This window comes from Streptomyces dangxiongensis (assembly GCF_003675325.1).
GTDB classification, from domain to species: Bacteria; Actinomycetota; Actinomycetes; order Streptomycetales; family Streptomycetaceae; genus Streptomyces; species Streptomyces dangxiongensis.
In genome coordinates this window covers 160,224-182,679 of the sequence record NZ_CP033073.1, presented here as the reverse complement: position 1 = coordinate 182,679, position 22,456 = coordinate 160,224, and the positions used below count along the sequence as shown (strand labels likewise).

At 71.3% G+C, this 22,456-nt stretch carries 15 protein-coding genes and 2 pseudogenes; 6 read left to right on the top strand and 11 right to left on the bottom strand.

Annotation, left to right across the window (positions count from 1 at the left end; translation table 11 throughout):
• The first annotated feature begins 33 nt into the window (after nucleotides 1–33).
• Nucleotides 34–1,122, top strand: coding sequence for an ABC transporter permease (locus D9753_RS01180; protein WP_121785318.1), 1,089 nt, complete (start codon nucleotides 34–36; stop codon nucleotides 1,120–1,122).
• Complete coding sequence (locus tag D9753_RS01175) at nucleotides 1,119–1,832, top strand: ABC transporter ATP-binding protein (protein ID WP_121785317.1); 714 nt, start codon at nucleotides 1,119–1,121, stop codon at nucleotides 1,830–1,832. The genes D9753_RS01180 and D9753_RS01175 overlap by 4 nt, the downstream gene beginning before the upstream one ends.
• Nucleotides 1,833–2,468: 636 nt before the next feature.
• On the opposite strand, the pseudogene D9753_RS01165 reads toward D9753_RS01175, so the two are convergent.
• Nucleotides 2,469–2,921: pseudogene (locus D9753_RS01165) on the bottom strand (LysR family substrate-binding domain-containing protein); the annotation flags it as partial.
• Nucleotides 2,922–3,039: 118 nt separating this feature from the next.
• Here D9753_RS01165 and D9753_RS01160 point away from each other — a divergent pair.
• Together D9753_RS01160 and D9753_RS01155 are read left to right on the top strand one after the other, a co-directional pair.
• Nucleotides 3,040–3,456 (top strand): SRPBCC family protein, encoded by a 417-nt coding sequence (locus tag D9753_RS01160; protein ID WP_121785315.1) that lies wholly within the window; start codon nucleotides 3,040–3,042, stop codon nucleotides 3,454–3,456.
• Between the two features lie 335 nt (nucleotides 3,457–3,791).
• The gene (locus tag D9753_RS01155; RefSeq protein WP_394346794.1) at nucleotides 3,792–5,549 is read left to right on the top strand and encodes a M28 family peptidase; all 1,758 of its coding nucleotides are present in this window, start codon (nucleotides 3,792–3,794) and stop codon (nucleotides 5,547–5,549) included.
• Between the two features lie 559 nt (nucleotides 5,550–6,108).
• Here the strand turns inward: D9753_RS01155 and D9753_RS01150 are convergent.
• A complete protein-coding gene (locus tag D9753_RS01150) occupies nucleotides 6,109–7,635 on the bottom strand; it encodes a glycosyl hydrolase family 18 protein (RefSeq protein ID WP_121785313.1) in 1,527 nt (508 codons plus the stop codon).
• 349 nt (nucleotides 7,636–7,984) lie between these two features.
• Nucleotides 7,985–8,269: pseudogene (locus tag D9753_RS37475) on the bottom strand (DoxX family protein); the annotation flags it as partial.
• A 399-nt stretch (nucleotides 8,270–8,668) separates the two neighbouring features.
• Here D9753_RS37475 and D9753_RS01140 point away from each other — a divergent pair.
• On the top strand, nucleotides 8,669–9,328 hold the full coding sequence (locus D9753_RS01140; protein ID WP_240467983.1) for a lytic polysaccharide monooxygenase: 660 nt from the start codon (nucleotides 8,669–8,671) through the stop codon (nucleotides 9,326–9,328).
• Between the two features lie 417 nt (nucleotides 9,329–9,745).
• Here D9753_RS01140 and D9753_RS01135 read toward each other — a convergent pair whose 3' ends face one another.
• The 8 genes from D9753_RS01135 to D9753_RS01100 form a co-directional block, all read right to left on the bottom strand.
• Complete coding sequence (locus tag D9753_RS01135) at nucleotides 9,746–10,096, bottom strand: hypothetical protein (protein ID WP_121790815.1); 351 nt, start codon at nucleotides 10,094–10,096, stop codon at nucleotides 9,746–9,748.
• A gap of 92 nt (nucleotides 10,097–10,188) precedes the next feature.
• On the bottom strand, nucleotides 10,189–10,539 hold the full coding sequence (gene gvpJ, locus D9753_RS01130) for a gas vesicle protein GvpJ (RefSeq protein ID WP_121785312.1): 351 nt from the start codon (nucleotides 10,537–10,539) through the stop codon (nucleotides 10,189–10,191).
• A gap of 335 nt (nucleotides 10,540–10,874) precedes the next feature.
• Nucleotides 10,875–11,837: an SDR family NAD(P)-dependent oxidoreductase gene (locus tag D9753_RS01125; protein WP_121785311.1), complete on the bottom strand. Its 963-nt coding sequence runs from the start codon at nucleotides 11,835–11,837 to the stop codon at nucleotides 10,875–10,877.
• A gap of 229 nt (nucleotides 11,838–12,066) precedes the next feature.
• Nucleotides 12,067–13,041: a 2,3-diaminopropionate biosynthesis protein SbnA gene (sbnA, locus tag D9753_RS01120; RefSeq protein WP_121785310.1), complete on the bottom strand. Its 975-nt coding sequence runs from the start codon at nucleotides 13,039–13,041 to the stop codon at nucleotides 12,067–12,069.
• Nucleotides 13,042–13,078: 37 nt separating this feature from the next.
• The gene (gene sbnB, locus D9753_RS01115) at nucleotides 13,079–14,149 is read right to left on the bottom strand and encodes a 2,3-diaminopropionate biosynthesis protein SbnB (protein ID WP_121785309.1); all 1,071 of its coding nucleotides are present in this window, start codon (nucleotides 14,147–14,149) and stop codon (nucleotides 13,079–13,081) included.
• Nucleotides 14,146–15,150, bottom strand: a complete 1,005-nt coding sequence (locus tag D9753_RS01110; RefSeq protein WP_121785308.1) for a TauD/TfdA family dioxygenase — start codon at nucleotides 15,148–15,150, stop codon at nucleotides 14,146–14,148. The genes sbnB and D9753_RS01110 overlap by 4 nt, the downstream gene beginning before the upstream one ends.
• Nucleotides 15,151–15,203: 53 nt before the next feature.
• Complete coding sequence (locus tag D9753_RS01105) at nucleotides 15,204–18,458, bottom strand: non-ribosomal peptide synthetase (RefSeq protein ID WP_121785307.1); 3,255 nt, start codon at nucleotides 18,456–18,458, stop codon at nucleotides 15,204–15,206.
• A 13-nt stretch (nucleotides 18,459–18,471) separates the two neighbouring features.
• Nucleotides 18,472–21,075, bottom strand: coding sequence for a Pls/PosA family non-ribosomal peptide synthetase (locus D9753_RS01100; RefSeq protein WP_121785306.1), 2,604 nt, complete (start codon nucleotides 21,073–21,075; stop codon nucleotides 18,472–18,474).
• Nucleotides 21,076–21,351: 276 nt separating this feature from the next.
• Between D9753_RS01100 and D9753_RS01095 the strand changes: the two genes are divergently transcribed.
• On the top strand, nucleotides 21,352–22,320 hold the full coding sequence (locus tag D9753_RS01095) for a hypothetical protein (protein WP_163010577.1): 969 nt from the start codon (nucleotides 21,352–21,354) through the stop codon (nucleotides 22,318–22,320).
• Nucleotides 22,321–22,456: the final 136 nt, after the last annotated feature.

The window sequence follows — 22,456 nt, the reverse complement described above, 5'->3', positions numbered from 1 at the left end:
CCGCTTCCCCGTCGGAAAGGACAGACCGAGGCCGTGTTCGTCGCCTGGAGAGACCTGAAGTTCGCCAAGGGGCGCTTCGCCCTGATGGGGACCGTCATCGTGCTGATCACCCTGCTGGTCGGGCTGTTGTCCGGGCTGACGGCCGGACTGGGCCGGCAGAACATCTCCGCGATCGCGGGGCTGCCCGCCGACAAGGTCGCCTTCCAGGCTTCCGGCGGCAGTCAGGACCCGTCGTACTCCACCTCCACCGTCACCCGGCAGCAGTGGCAGCAGTGGTCCGGGACGGCCGGCGTCGAAAGCGCCGAACCCCTGGGCATCACCACGACCAAGGCCACCGCCGGTGACAGAAGCGCCGGGGTCTCGGCCTTCGGCGTCCGGCCCGGCTCCCGACTCGCCCCGGACGGCAGCAAGATCAATGGGAGCGCGGTGGTGCTGTCCGCCGCCGCCGCCGACGGCCTCGGCGTGAAGACCGGCGACTCCCTCACCCTGGCCGGTCAGCGACTGAAGGTGGCCGCCGTGCGGGGTGACGCCTACTTCAGCCACACCCCGGTCGTCTGGACCAGCCTCGGCGTGTGGCGGAGGACCGCGCCGCCCTCCGCCACCGGCGACGGCCCCATCGGCACCGTCATCGTCCTGAACACCACTGCCGCGGCCGATGTGGCGGCCGCCGACCAGCAGGCCGGCACCAGGACGCTCTCCATCGAGGACTCACTGTCCGCGATCGGCTCCTACACCTCCGAGAACGGCTCCCTCCAACTGATGCGCGGTTTCCTGTTCGCCATCTCCGCGCTCGTCATCGGGGCCTTCTTCACCGTGTGGACCATCCAGCGCAGCGGCGACGTCGCCGTCCTGAAAGCACTCGGCGCCTCCACCGCCGGCCTTCTCAAGGACGCCCTCGGCCAGGCCGTCGTCCTGCTCGCCGGCGGCACCCTGATCGGCAGCGGCATCGCCGCCGCCCTGGGCGCCCTCGTGGCCGGCTCGGCCGTGCCGTTCCTCCTCACACCCGCCACTGTCCTGCTCCCGGCCGCCGTGATGGTCCTCCTCGGCGCCGCCGGAGCCGCACTGTCCGTCCGCCGCATCACCTCCGTCGACCCGCTGACCGCCCTGGGGAGCATCCGATGAGCCTGTGCCTGACCGACATCACCCTCACCTACCCCGACGGCGGCACCACCCTGACCGCGCTCGACCAGGTGAGCCTGGAGGTTCCCAGGGGCAGCCTGACCGCCGTGGTCGGTCCCTCCGGCTCCGGCAAGTCCAGCCTGCTGGCCGTCGCCGCCACCCTGATCACCCCCGACGCCGGCACCGTCACCATCGACGGCACCTGCACCGACGGCCTGACCCGCGGCGAGCTGACCGAACTGCGCCGGCACAAGATCGGCGTCGTCTTCCAGCAGCCCAACCTGCTGCCCTCCCTCACCGCCGCCGAACAACTCCAGGTCATGGCCCAGATCGACGGCCGCGAACCCCGCACCGCCCGGAACCGCGCCCTGGAACTCCTCGACTCGGTCGGCCTGGCCGACCAGGCCGGCCGCCGCCCCCACCAGCTCTCCGGCGGCCAGCGCCAGCGCGTCAACCTCGCCCGTGCACTGATGAACGACCCCACGGTCCTCCTGGTCGACGAACCCACCAGCGCCCTCGACCACGAACGCGGCGCCGCCGTCATCGACCTGCTCACCCGCCTCACCCACCGACAGGCCACCGCCACCGTCCTCGTCACCCACGACCGCACCCACCTCACCGCCGCAGACCAGACCGTCGAAGTCCACGACGGCCGCCTCCACCTGCCGGCACCGGCTCGGGCATCGGGGTGCCTTCCGTGGCCGCGCCCCTAGAGGGTCCAACCTCCGGACACCGCAGCCGGGCGTCGCGCCGATCCGCTGCCGCCGAAGCCCCCGGCGCCGCCGGCCGGCCGAGCGCCACGCGGACGCGGTCGGGGCTTCCACGCCTTGCGGAACCGGTAGCGGCGTCGGCGGACCGTGCCGCGCATCGCCAGCCGGGGCACGGAGGCCCCCGGTCGCCTTGGCCGGCACCGCCGGGTCGTCGAACGCACCCTGTCCTGGCTCTCCGGTGGTCGCGGCCTTCACCGCCGCCACGAGCGCTACGTCGCCTTTGTCGGCGTCGCTGCGGCCTTCATCCGCTACCGGCGACTCGCCGCTGGGATGAGTTCCTGAAGCAGCTTGATCGCAGGCTGGTGGTCATAGCGCTCTGCCACGTCCATGGGAGTGTCCCCACAGGGGTGGCGCAGCTCAGGATCCGCTCCGAACGCGAGCAGTATCGCGGTGGTATGCACGGTCAGCGGCTGACGGCTCCGCAAGGCTCCGCAAGAGGCTCGCTGTGCCGCACCACCACAGGCAGCACGCGATGACAGGCCCGGTCGGCCTACGACGCCAACGCGCGCTCGGACGACCCGGGTCAGCCGGTGACCGTTGCGACCTGGGTGAGCCGCCCGGACGTACACGACAGGGTGCTCACCGTCCTGTGCGGCCGGACCGGAGCACGGTCGCGCGGAACGACGCGACCACGGGGCGCAGATCGACTCGGTGCCATGTCGCCCACAACTGGACGCACCTGCGGTGCCAGGGGAGTTCGCGTACTGCGACCGATTCCGACATGCCGCGGACCATGCTCTGCTGCACGAGCGCGAGTCCGAGCCCGGAGGCGACCAGACCGAGCGCGGTCAGTGGCTCCGCGGCTTCCATGCGGATGTCCGGAGTGAACCCGGACGCGGCGCACGAAGCGACGAAGGTGCCGCGCCAGCTCGGGTCCTGGGGGTTCTCGACGGCGATCCACGGCCGGCCGTCGAGGTCCTGCGGGCTCAGCTCCGCCCGGTCGGCCAGAGGATGGCCGACCGGCAGGGCGAGCAGCAGGGGGTCCTCCAGCAAGGGCGCGGCCAGCAGGTCGGGGTCGTCTCCCGGCGGGGGCGCGCTCGCTGAGACCGTTCCGGCGGCCTTCTGGACGGCGCTGCGCTGGGAAGGGCTGATCGCCGAGGACGCCCCCGTACCCACTGTCTGACCCCTTCCGTTCTCCCAGGAGGCGACCATGGCCCACACCACCGCGTCCCTCGGCATCCCCGCCGCTCCCGACCGGGTCTGGCAGCTCGTCGGCGGCTTCGGCTCGCTGCCGGACTGGCTGCCGTACATCCCGCAGAGCAGGCTCGGTGAGGGCGGTCGCGTCCGCACCCTCACCAACGAGGAGGGCGGCGTCATCGTCGAACGTCTCGAAGCGTTCGACAACGAGGCGCGCACCTACAGCTACTCCATCCTCCAGGCGCCCTTCCCCGTCACCGGCTACCGCTCGACGTTGACCGTGCACGGGGTGCCCGGCTCCGGGGGGTCCCGAGTGGAGTGGTCCGGCACCTTCACCCCCGCGGGGGTCGGCGACGACGAGGCGACCGCCCTCTTCCACGGCATCTACACCGAGGGGCTGACCGCGCTGAAGCAGACGCTCGGCGTCTGAGGACGTACGCGGGCAGCGCCCGTGCCGCCGGGCAGGCGACAGCCGCCCGGCGGCCGAGCCCGGTCTGCCGGACTCGGCGCTAGGCGTGCAGGGGTACGGAAGCCGTCAACTCCCCCGATGACCTGGTGCAGACGCGAGCCGACCAGGAACGCCACCTGCGCCGCGCTCGCCGCGCCCCACCGCCGTGACACCACCGGAGCCGCTGATCCAGCCGGTTCCGCGCATCCATGCTTGACGAGGGCTTGGCATGCGCATGCTTAGTTGGGTGTCGTGGTGCGGTTCCACCCGGAGTCCGCCGCGCATCTGCCGTTTCCTCCACCCCACAAGGAGACATGGTGTTACGACCACGAAGACTGTCCCTGGCGGGCCTGGCGCTGGCCACGGCCGCCGCGGGCCTCACCCTGCTGCCCGCGAGCGCCGAGGCGGCCCCGGTGAGCCACCTCCCCACGGCGGCCCACGCTCCCGCCCCGGCCGCCACCGCGCCCGACATCGACGTCACCAAGGTGCAGGCGCACCTCACCGAGCTGAACGCCATAGCCAGCCGCAACGGCGGCAACCGCAGGTCGACCGGGCAGGGTTACCGCGACTCGGTCGCCTACGTGAAGGGCAAGCTGCAGGCGGCCGGTTATACGGTCACCGAGCAGGCCTGCACCTCCGGCTGCGCCAGCGGCGCCGGACCCAACCTCATCGCCGAGTGGCCCCACGGTGACACGTCGAAGGTGTACATGTTCGGCTCACACCTGGACAGTGTCTCCGCCGGCCCCGGCATCAACGACAACGGCTCCGGCAGCGCCACCCTCCTGGAGGTCGCGCTGAAACTGGCCCAGAACGATCCGTCGATGGCGGCACGCGTCCGCTTCGGCTGGTGGACGGACGAGGAGCAGGGCCTGAACGGATCGGACTTCTACGTCCGTTCGCTCACCTCCGCCCAGCGCTCGGCGATCAAGGCGTACTACAACTTCGACATGGTCGCCTCACCCAACGGCGGCTACTTCATCAACCACATCACTTCCTCCGCCGCCGCGCCGATGAAGGCGTACTGGGACTCGCTGAACCTCCAGCCCGAGGAGAACACCGAGGGCGCGGGCCGCTCCGACGACTACTCCTTCGAGAACTACGGCATCCCGACCTCCGGCTACGCCATGGGCGCGAGCGCCGTCAAGACCTCGGCGCAGGCGGCCAAGTGGGGCGGTACGGCGGGCGCCGCGTACGACAGGTGCTACCACTCCTCCTGCGACACCACCAGCAACATCAACGCCGCCGGCCTGAACCGCAGCGCGGACGGCGTCGCCTACACGCTGTGGAAGCAGGCCGTCTCGGACACCGTCCCGGCGAATGACTTCTCGGTCTCGGTGAACCCCGCCACCGGCAGCGCCGACCCGGGCACCACGCTGACCGCCACGGTCTCCACGGCCACCACCAGTGGCTCGGCGCAGACGGTGAACCTGTCCGCCACGGGCGCCCCGGCGGGCGTCACGGCCTCCTTCAGCCCGGCCTCGGTGACCTCCGGCGCCTCGTCCACGATCACGGTCTCCGTCGGCTCCTCCGTACCGCCGGGCACCTACCCGCTCACCATCACCGGCACCGGCACCGGCACGCACAGCGTGTCGTACACGCTGACCGTCAAGGGCGCCGGCGGCTGCACGCCGTCCCAGGTGATCTCCAACGGCGGCTTCGAGAGCGGTACGGCACCGTGGACGGGTGACACCGGTGCAATCGGCACGTTCAGCGGCCAGTCCGCACACTCCGGGTCCCGGTACGCCTGGCTGGCGGGGTACGGCTACGCGGCCACCGACAGCGTCGGCCAGACGGTGGTCGTCCCGGCGGGCTGCACGAAGGCGACCCTGAGGTACTGGCTGCACATCGACACCGCCGAGTCGGGCACGACGGTGTACGACACCTTCCAGGTCAAGGTCAACGCAACCGCGAAGCAGACCTACTCCAACGTCGACGCGGCCACCGGGTACACCGAGCGCACCCTGGACCTGAGCCAGTACGTCGGCCAGCAGGTCACGCTGACCCTCACGGCCACGGAGGACTCCGGCCTCCAGACCAGCTTCGTCGTCGACGACGCCACCCTGACGACCGGCTGACCGCACCCGTGAGTCGAGGGGGAGCCGGACCACCCTGGCCCGGCTCCCCTTCCGCGGGGCCCCCGCACACCCGGCCGCACTCCGGCCCGCCACCGTCCCGGTCGGCCCAGCAGGCGCAGCGCCCGTCACCAAGGGCTCCGAGCCGACCGTCTCCGGCAAGCTGACCCGGGCTCACTGGGAAGACCTGACGTACTACGGGTTCACCGGGCAGAACGCGCAGTTCCAGTTCGAGGCAGCCGCAGCCGCCCGCTACCGCACCGTCAAGACGGTACGACGGGTACGTCCGGGCTGCTCGACGCCAAGGTCGCCGCCGCCTCGGCCGGCAGCCGGCGCTGGTACTTCCCCGGCACGACGACGACCGCACGGGTTGTGCCGGCCGGGCCGCGGGCCCGGCGGCTGCCGGCCGCTGCTCGCCTTACGCCTCAACAGCGTCCGGCTCCGAGGGCGGGTGATGCGTCGGAAGATCACCCCGGCAGGGTCGCGCTCCTGGAGCTGCTGGATACCGCTGACCACGATGGGCACCTGTGGCGTCGTACCGTCCGGGCGGTGACGAGGCGGTTCAGCAGGCGCCGAGGTCCTGCCAGACGCCCCATTGGCCCGTGGTGCCGGGCTCCTCGCCCGTCGTCCACCACTTGGCCTTCCAGGTGTGGCTCTTGTACGAGACCTGCTGACCGCCGGTGTAGACGGCGTCCTTGGCCCACGGGGTGGCCGTGCACTGGTTGCCGGAGCCGCCGGTGATGGTCAGGGAGTAGGTCGTCGAGTGGCTTCCCGCGGCGCCCGCGCCGGTCACGGTGACGGTGTAGGTGCCCGAGGGCGAGGCCGAGGTGGTGGCCAGGGTGAGCGTGGAGGAGCCGCCCGCGGTGACCGACGTCGGACTGAGAGAGGCGGTGACGCCCGCCGGGGCCCCGCTGACGCTGAGCTTCACGCTCTGGGCGGCACCCTTCGTCACGGCCGTCTTCACGGTGGCCGTGGCGGACTGGCCGGCCGTCACGGACCCGGAGGCGGGGCTGAGCGTGACGGAGAAGTCGTTGGACGGGGTGGTGGTGCCGCCACCGGTGAACGGCGCGAAGATGTGCGTGAAGTCCCACGTGTTCTGCTCGATGCCCGAGCAGTTGTCCGCGGCGGCCCCGCCCGCGCAGCTACCGTTGTCCCGCTGCAGCGCCCAGAAGGACAGGGTGTTGATGCCCTTGGCGACCGCCCAGTCGTACACGGTACGGGCGTTGGCCAGGGTGAAGGTCTCCGCCTTGCCGAAGTCGTCGACGCCCGGCATCTCGGTGACGCCGACCATGTTCCACAGCTCGGCCGGGGTCTTGCCCGGGTACAGTTGGGCGAGCAGGTCGTACAGGCCCTGGGCGGCGGTCTGGGTGTCCTTCGCCATGTCGTGGGCCTGGTTGTCGTAGTAGTCGAACGTCATGAGGTTCACGACGTCGACCCGGGCGCCGTTGCTCACCGCGTTGCGCAGCAGTGCCTCACCGTTGTCCGCGAGGCCGTGGGTGGTGGTCGGCAGGGTGTAGGAGATCTCCACCTTGCGCCCGTTGGCCGCCGCCCAGTCCTGGACCAGCTTGATGGCCTTGTTGCGGCGGTCGATGGCGGCGGTGTTGTCGAGCGAGTCGACCTCGATGTCCATGTCGAGTCGCGAGATGTCGTAGGTGGTGATGACCTTCTCGTAGGCCGCAGCGATCTGCTGGACGTCGGTGCAGCTGTCGGCGATCTCGGTGCCGGTGGTGTCGGCCGTGTAGCCCCCGAACGAGGGGATGACGTCGCCGCCGTTGCCCTGGATCGTCTTGATGTCGGCGCCGAAGGTCGAGGCGGCGACCGGCATGCTCGTGTCGCCGTTCCAGTACGGCGTGCAGGAGCCCTTGGAGGCGGTCTGCAAGAACGCCATCGTCAGGTGCTTGGCGCCCGACTGGGCGGACAGGGCGGCGGGGCTCTCGCCGGTCCAGGCCTCGAAGTAGGGGGCGAAGACGTGGTTCGGCAGTGGTGTCGCGGCCTGGGCGGTGCCGGTTCCCGTGAGGGCGAGGCCCATTGCGGCCGCCGTGGTGGCGGCTGCGGCGAGGGCCGCGCGGAAGGGAAGCACGAGTCTCATGTCAGTCCCGGTGTGTGGTGGGGTGGCCAATGTCCCTGCGCGGGGCAGGTGTTGCCGACTACTGGAATAACGCCCGCCAGACGGGCGGGTCAATGGTCTGGACCAAGAAGGGACTAGACCAATTTGCCGAGCCTGTGTGCCCAGTGCCTGTACAGGACGCCCGGCGGTGGACTGGACCACTCGCGAATGTTCTGCCAGGGCGCGTCGCCGACGACACGGCGCGGGCGGTACGGACGCCGGCCCGGGTCGGCTCGCGGGGACGGCCTGCCGGGTTACGGCGGTTACGCAGGTTCCGGCGTCGGAGCGGTTGCCCGACGCGCAACTGTCGACGGTGACTCCGGCCGCCCGCTCACGCGGCTGTCGGCGTGTTCCTGGACCACGTCCCGGTCGGCCCCCCGGTGCCCGACCGTCGTCGGGAGGGAAGCAGGGATGCCAGTGCCCAACGCCCCGGTCCGAGGGCCGCGATGAGGAGGAAGGACCAGCAGAACATGGCCGCCGGTTCGCCGCCGTTCTGGATGGGGAGGAGCCCGTGCGCCTGGTGCACGTCGAAGTAGGCGTACGCCATGGACCCCGGACACAGCACGGCCGCGACGCGAGTCCAGAGACCGCTCAGAACCAGTGCCCCGCCGACCAGTGGATGGCTGCGGCCTCGGGGGCGCTGCGCCGCGGTGGGGGCTGTGCGAGCTGGGTTGCGCTTGCGGGGGCGCCGGCCCGGACGGTGTCGGTGCGTTGCACTCGGGGCGGCGCTCCGGTGGATGGTGCGGGTGCGGGACTAGTGGGCGTCAGGTCCAGACCTGCGTCGGCCTCCGCCCTCGCCCAAGCTGCGGCGCGGTGCGACATGCGCCGCGTCGTCACCGTCCCCGCCTGCCTCGCCGGGCCCGGCGGGATGCGCGCCGGTGCGGACGGTGCCTCGTGCGCACGATCGGCGAGGCCGGACCTCAAAAGCGACGGTTTTGACACACACCGAAGGAAGTGGCACGGCAAGAACACGAAAAGACGAGCGGCTCTCACGATCGGCGCACTGGTCGCTCCGGTGCTCGCCGTCAGCCTCCCGGCGAGCACGGCCGGCGCCCACGGCTGGGTGACGTTGCCCACGAGCCGGCAGCAACAGTGTGCCGAGGGCATCGTCGACTGCGGTCAGATCAAGTACGAGCCGCAGAGCGTCGAGGGGCCGAAGGGCCTGCAGAGCTGCAGTGGCGGACACGCGGAGTACGCCGAGCTGGACAACGACAGCAAGGGCTGGAAGGTCACGCCGGTCGGCACGACGGCGACGTTCACGTGGCACAACACGGCCCGGCACTCCACCGTCAACTGGCAGTATTTCATCGGCGGTCGAAAGATCGCCGAGTTCGACGGACGCAACCAGCAGCCGGCCGCGGACGTCAGCCAGCAGGTGAACTTCGGCAACTTCACCGGCCGTCAGAAGGTGCTCGCCGTCTGGAACATCGCGGACACCGCCAACGCCTTCTACTCCTGCGTCGACGTCAACATCGGCGGCGGCACAGGCGGCGGCACCGGCGGTGGTGGTGGGGACATCTGCACCGTGTGGGCCTGGGACCCCGCACGCGTCTACAACGGCGGCGACACCGTCAGCTACGGCGGCCACACCTGGCGCGCCAAGTGGTGGGTGACGGGCGACAAGCCCGGCACCACCGGCCAGTGGGGTGTGTGGGAAGACCTGGGAGCCTGCTAGACCGCGATCCCGACCCGCCTCACCCCGGGCCGGCCGGCACGTTCACCCCTCGGCGGCAGGCCGCCGCAACATGCCGTGTCGGCGAGGATCAGCCCGGGCGAGTAGCCCGGGGAACCGTCCGCGGCGCAGTCGGCCCGAGCCGGCCACGCGGCCGCCATCACTCGAACGGCATGCGAAGTGATCCCTCAGCGGCGATCCCTGCCGCTGAACGGCCCTGCATGAGGTCGAGTCGATGCGGCCACAGCGTGTTTCTGGGTAGACGGGCCCCATGTTCTTCTTCAGCGACCGGATCGGCTGTCTGGGTTCCCTTCTCATCAGCGCGGTAGCGACCGCCATGCGGTTCATGATCTTCGCGCGCTGAGTCAGCCGCTCGTGGCCGGCTCCTGGGTGGGCACGGCTAACCGGACCAGTCTGGACTCACAACCACCGCTTGGCTGCTTCGACGCTGTCGCCACCGCTGGTGTTGAACGCGACCGCGGCCTTCGGCGCATGTCGTCGGACCAGGTTCACGGCGCGCTCGAAGAGCGGCAGGAGGGGTTCCGGCTTGCGGATCCCGCCACCGATGACGACGACGTCCCAAGCGCGTTCGGACAGGGCCGCGATCATCGTGGGCTCTGCTGACTCATCCAGCGCGATCAGCGCCATGGATGCTTCGATGGCATGGTCACCAAAACGTGCCAGTTCCTGGTCGAGCGCCGCACGGATGGCGTCCCCGTCCATGCCGGGCAACGTGGTCGGGTCTACTCCAAGGATGAGAACTGAGGGCATGTCCGAGAAGACGATCAGATGCCTGTGCCGGTTCCCCGACGTCCACGCCGGGAGCGGCACCGGTTGCCGGACGGTCTCCTGCAGGCTCGGCCTCAGTCCCTCGCCTTCTGGAAGGCGTCCGACATCGCCTCCGCGGCGCCGGACAGGACACCCTTGCTCATGCCGCGGGCGCCGGACTCCTTGAGCTGCCCGGGAAGCTCGGTGAGCCCGGCCGGCTTCCGGGGTCCCGATTCCAGGTCCAGACGGTTGCACGCCTCGGCGAAGCGCAGGTAGGTGTCGACACTGGCGACCACGATCCGAATGTCGATCTTGAGTATCTCGATACCGACGAGGGATACCCGTATGAACGCGTCGATCACCAGCCCACGGTCGAGAATGAGCTCCAGCACGTCGTAAAGGCCACTGGAACCACCGCCGCCGCCACCCCGCGTCGCCACGGTCATCACGACCAACCCCTAGTCATCAGTCCTGCATGATCCCGCCGACGCTGCGCACGACCGCGACGAAGGCTGCCCAGTCCGTGTGACCGCCACCCGTGCGGTCAAACACGTGTCCCGACTGGCAGCAGGCCTTTAGTCGCGGGGAGGTCGGAGACCTGGACGCCGACGGCGAGGGCGTTGCCTGCCCCTGAGGGCGGAGCCGGCTCGTGTGCCCGGGGACCTTCGGGTACGCGCCCGCCGGTTGCGTGAGTCCCAGCCGGGTCGGTGTGGGAGCAGGCGCAGGCAGGAACCACGTGCGGCCCGTCGCCGGCACCGGTGACTTCGGGCGCCTGCGGGCGCTAGGCGGCGAACGCGTCGACGCCCGTCAGCTCCGCCGACAGTTCCCACAGCCGTGCCGCCTGCTCCGGGTCGGTCGCCCACGCCTTGACGCCGGTGCGCTCCTCGCCCTCGGTCGCGGGCTCCGCGATGTCGCAGTCCTCCAGGTAGACGCCGCCCAGACCGTCCAGCTTGGGTGAGGTCGCCGCCCACACCTGGGTGGCCGCGCCCTGCGGCGGGGTCTTGAAGCCCTCGGGGTTGAGCACGTTGCCGTCCTCGTCGATCCAGCCGCGCTCGACCATCTCTTCCTTGGGCAGGTGCCGTTGCAGCGGGGTCATGATGCCGCCGGGGTGCAGGGCGAAGGCGCGGACCCCGAAGTTCCGGCCGAGCCGGTCGAGGTGGACGGCGAACAGGACGTTGGCGGTCTTGGCCTGGCCGTACGCTTCCCACTTGTCGTAGCCCTGCCGCCAGTGGACGTCGTCCCAGCGGATGCCGGAGAAGTGGTGGCCGCGCGAGGAGACGGAGACGACTCGGGCGCCGCCCGGCACGATCGCGGGCCACAGCCGATTGACGAGGGCGAAGTGACCGAGGTGGTTGGTGGCGAACTGGGCCTCCCAGCCGGACCCCACCCGGGTCTCCGGGCACGCCATGATCCCGGCGCTGCCGATCACGATGTCGATGGTCCGGCCGGAGGCGAGGAACCGCTCGGAGAAGCCGCGTACGCTCTCCAGGTCGCCGAGGTCCAGTTCGTCGCACTCGACGCCGTTGAGGCCGGCCAGCGCCTGCTCGGCGGTTGCTGGGCGGCGGGCGGGCACGACGACCTGGGCGCCGGCCTTCACGAGCGCTCGGGTGGTCTCCAGGCCGATGCCCGAATAGCCGCCGGTGACGAGGGCGAGCTTCCCGGTCAGATCGATGCCGCGCAGGACGTCGTCGGCGGTACTGGTGGCGCCGAAACCGGAACTGATCTTGTGCTGTGCAGTGCTCATGCCCGGAATGCTACGAATTCGAGCGCTCTCGAAGTCAAGCGGAGCCCCGAGCCGGGCGGGTGAGACGGGGCCGGGGCGCCGCCGTGGTCGACATCGCCCTGGGGGCCGTCGACGTCACCGCGATGCATGATTCAGACAGGCCATAGGTGTATTGACCCGCAGGGTTGTCCACGCGGGTGATGGGTGGCTGGCCGCCGAGTGCGGTGTGGCAGCGGAGACCCGGCCCCGGCTACGAGGGGTTCACCTGGGCGGAGTCGAGCATGCCGTCGCCGTACAGGTCCTCCAGCCAGTTGGTCTGGTAGATGGTGTCGAGGTAGCGCTCGCCGAGGTCGGGGGCGATGGCCACCGCGGTGAGGTCAGGGGTGCCGTGCCGGGCCAGCCAGGCCGTCGCCGCGCTGACCACCGTCCCGGTGGAGCCGCCGAACAGGAAGCCCCGTCGGGCCAGGCGGTGGCAGGTGCGGATGGTGTCGGCCTCCTCCACCCGGATCACCTCGTCCACGTACGTCTCGTCGAGGAGCGGGGGACGCATGCTCATGCCCAGGCCGGGGATCATGCGGCGGCCGGGCTCGCCGCCGAAGGCCACCGAGCCCACGCTGTCCACGGCGACGATCCGCACCGGGCGGTGCCACTCGCGGAAGTAGCGTGCGCAGCCCATCAGGGTCCCCGCGGTGCCCGTCCCGATGAACAGCGCGTCCAGACGCGGGAAGTGCTCGGCGATCTCCGGTGCCGTCGTACGGAAGTGCGCCCGCCAGTTCTGCGCGTTGGTGTACTGGCTGAGCCACACGTACCGGTCGTCGGACGCGCACAGCCCGCGGACGTAGTCGAGCCGTGTGCCCAGGAACCCGCCGTTCGTGTCCAGGTCGGCCACGACGTGCACCTCGCTGCCCAGGGCCTCCATCAGCAGCCGGGTCGAGAGGTTGCAACGGGAGTCCGTCACACACAGGAACCGGTAGCCCTTGCTCGCGGCGATCATGCTCAGGGCGACGCCCAGGTTCCCGGACGAGGACTCGACGAGGATGGAATCCGGGGTCAGGGTTCCGTCCCGCTCGGCGCCCTCCACCATCTCGTTCGCGGCCTTCAGCTTGATGGAGCCGGCGAAGTTGAAGCCCTCGCACTTGAGGTAGAGGCGGCATCCGAAGCTCGACTCCAGGTCGATGAAGAGGTTTCCCTCGTTGAAGGCGTGGGGAGCGGAGATGACGGGCACGGCAGGCCTCCTGGTCCCAGGGCTGAGGGCAACGGCCTCAGCCGTACCGGCGCAGATCGTGGAAGAAGTCGTCGATGAGGCGGAGTTCGCCCGCCCGGGCCACCTGGTCGTAGACGTACTTGCCGACGGCCAGGTCGAGGACGCCCAGGCCGAACGGGGAGAAGACCACCGGCCGGTCGCGGGGCGGGACGGCCCGGCCGAGCAGTACGTCGTTCAGCGTGCCGTCGAGGAAGTCACGGTTGCCGGTCAGCCGCTCGGCCAGGTGCGCAGAGGTGTCCGCCTTCAGGCAGTGCTCGACGTCGTCGACGTAGTTCGCCGAGGCGAGCAGTACCTCGGGAGCGAGGTCGCGCAGCGACACGTGCAGCACCAGGGGGTTGTGGCGGAACCAGCCGGGCGTCGTGACGTGGGGCCGGCCGGCGACGGTGGCGAAGACCACGAGGTCGCTGGAGCGCACGAGGTCCTCGGCGCTGTCGTGGACGGTGACCTGCTCGCCGGCGCCGGCCTGGCGCAGGTAGCCGGAGAAGCCGGCGGCGCTGTCGGCGGACAGGTCGTGCACGCCGATCGCGTCGAAGGTCCAGCCGGTGCCGGCCAGGAAGGTGTGGATGTACCGGGCGATCAGCCCCGTGCCGAAGAAGCCGACACGTCGGGGCCGGGGCCGGGTGCCGCTGAGCCGGTCGGCCGCCAGCGCGGCGGACGCCGCGGTCCTGGCCGCGCTGATGACGGAGCTCTCCAGACAGGCGAACGGGTAACCGGTGTCGTGGTCGTTGAGGATCAGCACCGCGGAGGCCCGCGGCAGCCCGGACCGTACGTTGTCGGGGAAACTGGAGATCCACTTCATGCCGTCCACCCGCACCGGGCCGCCGAGGGACGCGGGCAGCGCGATGATCCGTGACGCGGGGCGGTCGGGGAAGCGCAGGAAGTACGACGGCGGGTTGACCGAGTCCCCGGCACCGTGCAGCCGGTAGGTGGCCTCCACCAGGTCGACGAGTTCCTTCTCGCGCCCGTCGAGCGCCTGGTGCACCTGCTCGCCGGAGATCACCGCGAAGGTGGGCGCCGCAGCCGGGCCGGGCGGGGCCGACTGGGCGGGCGTCGGCAACAGATCGGTCATCGTCGGCTCGCCTCCGGGGTCGGGCAGTGGTCGGCCAGGCGGTGCGGATCGGCCAGGCCGACGACCACCTGGCGGTCGCCGGTGAAGGCCTCTCGGCTGTGCGCGGTGCCGATGTTGTCGACCAGCATCAGGTCGCCGGCCTGCCAGGGTGCGCGCCGGGTGGGCTCCTCGTACGTGTCGTTGAGGAGCCGCACGACGTACTCGTCGATCGGGGTGCCGTCCCCGTAGCGGGTGTTGAACGGCAGGCCGTCCGCGCCGTACTCGTCCAGCAGGTACTCGCGCACCTCGGGGGCGAGCGTCCACTCGTTGAGGAAGGCGATCTGGTTGAACCAGCAGCGCCGGCCCGTGAGCGGGTGCCGTACGACGGCGCTGCGACGCTGCTCGGTGCGCAGCGAGCCGTCGGCGCCCCAGGTGAGGTCGATGGCGTTGGCCTGGCAGTAGCGCTCGATCTCGTCCCGGTCGTCGGTGCCGAACGACTCCGCCAGGGACGCCCCTATCTCGTCGTTGTAGGTGCGCGTCAGCAGCCAGCCCTCGTGCTCGAACCGTTCCGTCAGCTCGCCGGGCAGGGCGTCGAGGACCTGCGCGGCGTCGGCGACCGCCGTCGCCCCGCCCTGCTCGGGCGCGGTCAGACACGCGAACAGCAGCAGGCCGGGCACCTCCAGCGGGTAACTCAGCTCGTGGTGCATGCACATCGGCTGGTTGGCCGGCCAGGGCGTGGATGAGTACAGCGCCGGACCGTGGGCCTCCCGCGGGGCGAACGCCTCCCGCTCGGGCAGCAGCCGGCCGGCCAGCCGAGTGAAGACGGCACCGGCTTGGTCCGTGTCCCGCAGGCCGAGGCCGCGGACGAGCAGCGCCCCGTGCTCGGCGACCCGCGCCCGCAGCGCCTCCCGGTGCTCGGCCGCCCAGCGCGCGGCGTCGTCGGGCGGGTCGACGCGCAGCATCGCAGGTCTGTCCGGCCGCAGCTCCACGTCGAGCGGTGCTGCCAGGGATGAGGACGTCATCTCGGTTTCCTTTCGGTCGCCCGTCGGAGGGAGGGTAGGGAGGCGCGCCGGCCTCAGGTCGGGGCCAGCGGGACGGCCGCGCTCAGGACGGCCCGCGCCGCCTCGGCCGGCCGGGTGCGCACGAAGTGGTGGCCGCCGTCGGCCAGTTCGCGCAGTTCGACGTGCTCGGCCAGGAGCAGCCAGTCGCGGTGCCGCTCGGCGTAGCCGGCCGTGTGCGGGTCGTCGGCGGCGACGACCACCGAGACCGGCGTGGACAGCCGCGCCGTCGGCGGGGTCTCCAGGGCCGCCTGGAAGTAGCGGTGCGCGGCCACGCAGTCGTGCCGGTACGCCGCGGCGATGTGCTCGGCGTGCGGCGCGTTCAGCTCGGCGAGTTCCGGATGACCGCCGTCCGCGGCCAGTTCCGCGGCGATCTCCGCGTCACCGCGGCCGGTCAGCTCGGCGACGGCGGCACGCCGGTCCGCCACGGTGCCGAGCAGGTGCGCGCCGAGAAACACCCGCGTCACCCGCACACCGCGCTCCGCGAGGGCAGTGGCCGTCTCCAACGCCGGGGCGGTGCCCGACGAGTGGCCCCACAGCATGACCCTGGTCAGGCCGCGCGCCGCGACCTCTGCGGCGACCCGGCCGGCCACGTCCGTGATCGACATGAACGGCTCACGGCGGGCCGCCAGATCGTGACCGGGCGGGTCCACCGCGAGAACCGCCAGGCCGCTGCCCGACAGCGCCGCCGCCAGCGGACGGTAGTTGACCGCGTTGCCCCCTGCGGACGGGAAGCACACCAGCGCGCACTCGGGCGCACCGCCCGCTTCCGACAGGGGCTGCAGCAGCTCCGCGTGCCGCCGGCCGGCGTCGTCGAGGAGGGTGGCCAGGTCGGCGAGGACAGGATGCCGGGTGATGTCCTTCAGCGACACCGCGCGGTCGAGCGCGATGCTCAGCTTGACTGCCGTCAGGGAGGTGCCCCCGGAGTCGAAGAAGTGGTCCGTCCGGCAGATCCGCTCCTCGGGCACCCCCAGCAGCCCGGCCCAGGCCGCCGCCACCCTCCGCTCGGCGGGGCTGAGGGCGTCCCCGGCCGCCGCGACCGGTCCCGCGGCCGGCTCCGACCGTCCGGCCTGCGCGGTCAGGGCCTTGCGGTCGGTCTTGCCGTTGGCGGTCAGCGGCAGGCCGTCCCGCCAGTGGAAGGCCGCGGGCAGCATGTAGGCGGGCAGCTCCGCCGCGAGCGCCTCGCGGAGCGTCTCGGGCTCGTGGCGTGTGCCGGTGTGGAAGGCGACCAGTTGCTTGTTCCCGCCGGCCCGCTCGACGACGACCACCGCACCGTCGCGCACCCCGTCCACCCGCAGGAGGGCGTTCTCGATCTCCCCGATCTCGATGCGGAAGCCGCGGATCTTGACCTGGCCGTCCCGGCGGCCGAGGAACTCCAGCTTGCCGCCGGGGTGCCAGCGGCCCCAGTCACCGCCCAGATAGAGCCGCTCCCCGGGCCGGTAGGGGTCCGTCCGGTAAGCCTCACGGGTCCGTTCGGGATCGTTGACGTACCCCCGGCCCACGCACACGCCCGAGAACGCGATCAGTCCCGGTGCGCCCAGCGGCAGCAGCGACAGCCGCTCGTCCACGACGTAGACGCGCACGTTGCCGACCGCACGGCCCAGCAGCACGCGGTCCGGCACCGAGTCGAGAACCTCGTGGTTGGTGTCGTCCGACGTCTCCGTCAGCCCGTAGGCGTTGAGCAGCCTGATCCCCGGCTGGACGGCGAACCAGCGCTGGACCAGCTCCCGTTTCAGCGCCTCCCCGGTCACCGACACCCACCGCAGGTCGGGCAGGGCGCGGGGGTGCCGCTCCAGGTACGAGACCACGACCTCCAGGTAGGAGGGCACCAGCTGGGTCACGGTGACCCGGCCGCGCACCACCGTGTCCAGGAACCGCTCCACGTCCACGATCTCGTCCTGGCCGACCAGCAGCGTCCGCCCGCCGACCAGCAGGGCGGACACCAGTTGCCAGAGCGAGATGTCGAAGCACTGCGGGGCCGTCTGCGCCACCACGGACCCCTCGCCGACACCCAGGTCGTCGATCTTGGCGTACAGGTGGTTGAGGAGGCCCGCGTGCTCGCACATCGCCCCCTTCGGCTCCCCGGTGGAGCCGGAGGTGAAGTAGATGTAGGCGAGCTGGCCGGGTCCGACCGGCACCCGGGGGTCGCTGTCGTCGTGCGGCTCCGCGTACGCCGTCCCGACCGGCAGCTTCGCGGCTCCCGGCACGGCCGCCAGTGCCTCGTCGAGGGTGTCGGTGCAGCCCGGCTCGGTGAGCACCAGCCGGCAGCCCGCGCGGGACAGCGTCGCCGCGATACGGCCGGCCGGGAAGTGCGGCTCGACCGGCAGGTAGACGCCGCCCGCCTTGAACACCGCGAGCGTCGCCGCCAGCCAGTCGAGGTCGCGTTCCATGACGACGGCGACGACGTCCTCCCGGCCCAGCCCGCGGGCCAGCAGCGCCCGCGCCAGCCGGTTCGCGCGCGCATTGAGTTCGCCGTACGTCCACTGCCGTTCGCCCTGCACGGCGGCCACCGCCCGCGGATGCGCCCGTACCCGCTGCTCGAACAGTTCGTGCGCGCGGGCATCCGGCAGCGGCCGGCGGGGCCCCGCCAGCCCTTCCAGTTGCTCGCGCACCTCGCCGGCCGACAGCACCCCCTGCTGCGCGTGGTCGGCGTCCGGGCCGGCCGCCAGCAGCGCGAGCGCCTTCAGGTGGTAGCCGCCGATCCGGGCCGCGCTCCCGGCGTCCAGCGCGTCCGTGCGGTACCGCAGGCGCAGCAGCAGCCGTCCGCCCCGGTCGCACCAGCGCACGTGCAGTACGGCGTCGTCGTCCGGCGCCTCCTCGGCGCCCGGCGGGCCGAACACCACCTCGTACGACGGATCGGTCAGCCCCAGTTCGCGCCGCAGCCCGGCCACCGGGAACCCCCGGTGCGCCAGCACCTCCGCCTCGGCGCGCCCGGCGGCCGACACCAGCGCACGCCAGGACCCCGCGGGCACGGCCAGACGGCACGGCAACGGCTCACCGCGCACTCCCGCGGTGTACCCCGTCACCACCTCCTGCTCGCCCGACAGCGCGGCCAGCACCTTGGCGTGCGCGGCCAACAGCAGCGCGCTCAGCGGCAGTCCGGACCGCCGCGCCAACCCGCGCACCGAGGCCGCCACGTCGTCCGGGACCGCCATCTGCTGCTCCCGCGCCCCCGGGGCCGGCTCCAGGGCCCACCGCGGCACGGCGGTGACGCCGCCGGCGGTCAGCATCCGGTGCCAGAACTCCCGGTCCGATTCCACGCGCGTGTCCATCGAATGGCCTTCCTCAACTCAGGGCGGACGCAGGGACGTCGGTCGCTTCCCCGGCCCCGCCCGGCCCGCGCGGCCGGCTGCCGGCCTCGGGCATGTCCACGGCCGGATTGCCACCCCACCGCGCGTCCGGCGGGACTTCCTCGCCCTTCATCAGGAAGGAGTCGGCCGCCAGCACCGCGCCGTCGCCCATGGTCACGCCGTAGTGCACATGAGCGCCGACGCCCAGCGTGCAGCCGGCGCCGAGCGTGGTGCCGTCGGACTTGAACGTGCCGTCCTCCTGCGAGTGGCACTGGATCTTGCTGCCGGCGTTCAGGACGCAGTCGTCACCGATGGTCGTGAGCGTGCGTTCGGTCAGGGAGCAGCCGTCGTCGAACACCCTGCTGCCGATGCGAACGCCCAGCATGCGCCAGACGAGGCTCTTGTACGGGGTGCCGTTGAAGACGTTGAGGTAGTGGTCCGGGACCTTCCACATCCGCTCGTGCAGCCAGAAACCCCGGTCGTAGATCGAGCACAAGGCGGGGCGCAGCCTGCGGAACGACATGAGGCAGCGCTCCACGAGCACGTAGTAAGCGGTGGAGAACGCGAGCGTCAGCGCCAGGTACGCGGCGATCACCACGTGCCCGAGTACGCCGTACAGGTCCACGGAGGCGAGAGCGAGCAGGGTGAGCGCGAAGACGTGGAACCAGCGCACGCACAGCATCATCGCCATCGAGCGCAGGTTGTAGCGGTTCTTCGCGGCGAGACGGCGGCGCAGCGTGTCGCCCGACCGGAGATGGTCGAACCGCGCGTCCCGGTCCACCGAGCGGGGGATCTCAAAGCACGGCGAACCGAGAAGTCCCACGTCCGCCCGGATCTCGCCGTCGAGGGGGATCATCACCTTGGAGGCGAGGAGGCAGTTCTCGCCGGTCCTGCCGCCCACGGGATAGGCGATGTTGTTGCCGAGGAAGTTGCGCGGCCCGATCGACACCCGGGACAGCCGGAACGACGTCGCGGAATACTCGGCGTTGAGCACGGACAGCCCGTCGGCCACCATCGTGCCGCTGCCTACGGAGACCAGGAAGGGCGTCTCGTGCTGCATCTCGGTACCGAAGTTCGACCCGGTCTGCTCGACGCGCGAGAGGTCGTACCCGAGGCCGCGCAGGTAGTGCACGATGTACGAGCTGTCCCCGAAGAGCCAGGCGAAGAACTTGATGTTCGTCATGCGGGTCGTCGCCCGGTGCACCGTGTAGTGGAATCCGTAGAGGGGATAGACCCGGCCGGGCCGGACGAACAGGCGCAGCAGCCGGGGAACGGTGTACAGGGCGACGAGGCCCACGACGACGAAGCCGGAGAACAGCACGAGCGAGACGGCCAGCGCGTCGGAGACCAGTTCCGGCCGGCTCAGCGCGGCCGTCTGCGGATCGAGCCGCTTGCCGATCGCCGGCACCTCGGTGAACAGCATGTACACCCCGCCGACGGCGAGCGGGACGTACAGGAAGAGCACCTGCAGCAACGTCACGCACCCGAACCAGGCCCGCCGCGCGGTACCGCACCCGGTCGGCGTGACCCGCACGTAGTCGACCGCCGTGGGTTCGGCCGGCGATCCGTGCCAGCGCTCGCCGTCCGGGACCGCCTGGCCACGGTGCAGCGCGGAGGTGTGGCCCAACTGCGCGCCGTCGCCCATCGCGGTGTCGATGTCCAGCACCGTCTTCTCGCCGACGAACACGTCCCGGCCGAGTGTGACCCGGCCGGTCTGGATACGGCCCGCGTGGCCCCGGTAGCCGAGGAAGAACGCCTCCTTGCGGATGACCGTCCCGGCGCCGATCGTCAGCAGATCGGTGCAGACCGGGACTGAACGGGACAGGATCGTGACGCCCTTACCGATCCGCGCGCCCAGCACCCGCAGATACAGCACGTACAGCGGAGTTCCGACGAGGAACACCATCGGGTTCGCGTGCAGCAGCACCTTGACGAGCCAGAAGCGCACGTACGCCGGCCCCCAGACGGGGAACTCGCCTTCCTTCCAGCGGCCGACGAGGAGCCATTTGGCGACGACCGGGAAGGCGCAGAGCACGACGAACCCGATGCCTCCGAACAGCAGCGAGCGCAGATAGATACCGGTCAATCCCGAACCGGCGGCGATCCACTCGTATCCACCGGCGGTGACGAACCCGGAGACGAGCGAGTACCCCAGGAAGACCAGCAGTTGGAACGCCCCGCACAACGGATGGGCGAACCGGTTCCGGCGCGCCGCCGGAGCCGGTGGCGCCGGAGGCTCCGCCGGTGCGGACGCGGCGGCAGGCCTGCCGCCGCCATCCGGCGCGGCCTGTGCGAGCGCGGCCGTCAGGCTCCGGATCGTGGGATGCCGGTAGATGTCCCGCATCGAGGGGGACGGCAGCTCCGGGTTCTTCCTGAGGCGCGCGCAGAACTGGGCCATCACCAGGGAATTGGCGCCGAGATCGGCGAAGAAGTGACGGTCTGCCGCGACCCGTTCGGCGCCGGTGACCTCGGCCAGTACCGCGGCGAGTCTCCGCTCGGTCTCCGTCTCGTTCTCCGCCTGCGCCGGCCCGGTGTCGCTCGTGGTGACGGCAGGCTCGTCCGGCCCGGCTATGGGGACCTCGGAGGGCTGCTCCACCATTCGATCTCCTGAGAACGTACGGATGGCCGATGGCGACCGGATGACGAGTGATCAGCGACCGCCGGTTTCAGTCTGGGCAGGCGTGCACCGGGCTGCCACTCAACATCGGCCCCCACGCACGCCGGAAAAACCCCGACGAGTGCCGCGCCCCTTGGTTTCCGCGCGACTCCGCGTACCCGACGATTCACCCGAACGGCGGCTGACGCTCGGCCGTGCGGCGGCATGCCCGGCGCTCTGGTTGTTGAGGGGGTTCGTGTGATTGAGACAGTGGTTCAGATGTTCGCTCAGGCTGCTGGGGGGACGGTGACCGCAGTGGGCACCGGGGCGGGGCAGCCGGTGTCGGACCTGGTGCGTGAGCGGCTTGCCCGAAGTGAGACGGGCCGCTCGGCGATACGTGCTGTCGAAGCCCAGCCCGCGGATCCGGGGGCCGCGGCCGGACTCCGGGCCCTCCTCCAGGCAGAGGTGGACGCCGATCCGGACTTCGCCCGGGAGATAGCCGCAGCTATGGCCGCCGGGCCCCCGCAGCCGGTGTCCGGCAGCATCACCCTCGACGGCTCCACGGTCAGGGGCCGTAACACCATCTCCCTGGGACCCGTGACCTTCAACCACACGCGCAACGCCCACTTCTCCCTGCTCGCCGCGGCGATAGTGTTCGTCGCCCTGGTGGCGCTGGGCCTGTACGGCGGGACCCGGCTCATCACCGCTGACGACCCGGGACAGGAGAAGGCCGTGACCCCGCTGAGCGATGCCGCCGCCTCCCAGGTGCTCCCCGACCTCGCCAGTCTGCCGGCGGGCTGGACACAGCCCGAAGCGCCCGACATCGGGGGAGCGCATGTGCCGAAGAGCGCGGGCCTCACCTACTTCGCGTCCGTCGGCTTCCTGATGGGCGATCCCGACGCCGACCTCCACGTACGGGTAGCCACCTTCGCCAGCGCGGAGAAGGCCCACGCCTTCCATCTGCAGACCGAGGACAGCTACACCAAGGAAGTCGGCAGATCCCCTGTGTCACTGCCCCGTGTCGGGGACGAGAACTACATCACCTCGTACCCCGCCGGGAACGGAGAGGGATCCGGCTCCACCCTGTCATTGCGTGTGGGTACGGTCCTGATGCTCGTCAGTGGTGAGGACGTCGAAGGGCGGCCGTTCAACGGCACCTGGCTCAAGATCCTGGGGAGAATGATGGCGGAGCGGGCGCAGCAGGCTCAGAACGGCCAGGAGCCCACAGCCACCGCGCGCAACGGCTGAAAGGCACAGCCGGACGCGTGGCCCCGGGATCCCGGGGCCACGCGCGGTTCGGCTCGACGGCCGGTGGACGCCGAAGCCGGCGAGCGTGTCCCGCAGGTCCTCGGCCAGCCCTCCACACCGTGCGTGGGGGTTGGAG

Excerpts from the sequence above, each read along its gene's own strand:
- D9753_RS01095 (WP_163010577.1), top strand. The coding sequence starts at position 21,352 with ATGTTCGCTCAGGCTGCTGGGGGGACGGTGACCGCAGTGGGCACCGGG.
- D9753_RS01100 (WP_121785306.1), bottom strand. The coding sequence starts at position 21,075 with ATGGTGGAGCAGCCCTCCGAGGTCCCCATAGCCGGGCCGGACGAGCCT.
- D9753_RS01105 (WP_121785307.1), bottom strand. The coding sequence starts at position 18,458 with ATGGACACGCGCGTGGAATCGGACCGGGAGTTCTGGCACCGGATGCTG.
- D9753_RS01125 (WP_121785311.1), bottom strand. The coding sequence starts at position 11,837 with ATGAGCACTGCACAGCACAAGATCAGTTCCGGTTTCGGCGCCACCAGT.
- D9753_RS01110 (WP_121785308.1), bottom strand. The coding sequence starts at position 15,150 with ATGACGTCCTCATCCCTGGCAGCACCGCTCGACGTGGAGCTGCGGCCG.
- D9753_RS01150 (WP_121785313.1), bottom strand. The coding sequence starts at position 7,635 with ATGAGACTCGTGCTTCCCTTCCGCGCGGCCCTCGCCGCAGCCGCCACC.
- sbnB (WP_121785309.1), bottom strand. The coding sequence starts at position 14,149 with ATGACCGATCTGTTGCCGACGCCCGCCCAGTCGGCCCCGCCCGGCCCG.
- D9753_RS01160 (WP_121785315.1), top strand. The coding sequence starts at position 3,040 with ATGGCCCACACCACCGCGTCCCTCGGCATCCCCGCCGCTCCCGACCGG.
- D9753_RS01175 (WP_121785317.1), top strand. The coding sequence starts at position 1,119 with ATGAGCCTGTGCCTGACCGACATCACCCTCACCTACCCCGACGGCGGC.
- gvpJ (WP_121785312.1), bottom strand. The coding sequence starts at position 10,539 with ATGACCGTGGCGACGCGGGGTGGCGGCGGCGGTGGTTCCAGTGGCCTT.
- D9753_RS01135 (WP_121790815.1), bottom strand. The coding sequence starts at position 10,096 with ATGCCCTCAGTTCTCATCCTTGGAGTAGACCCGACCACGTTGCCCGGC.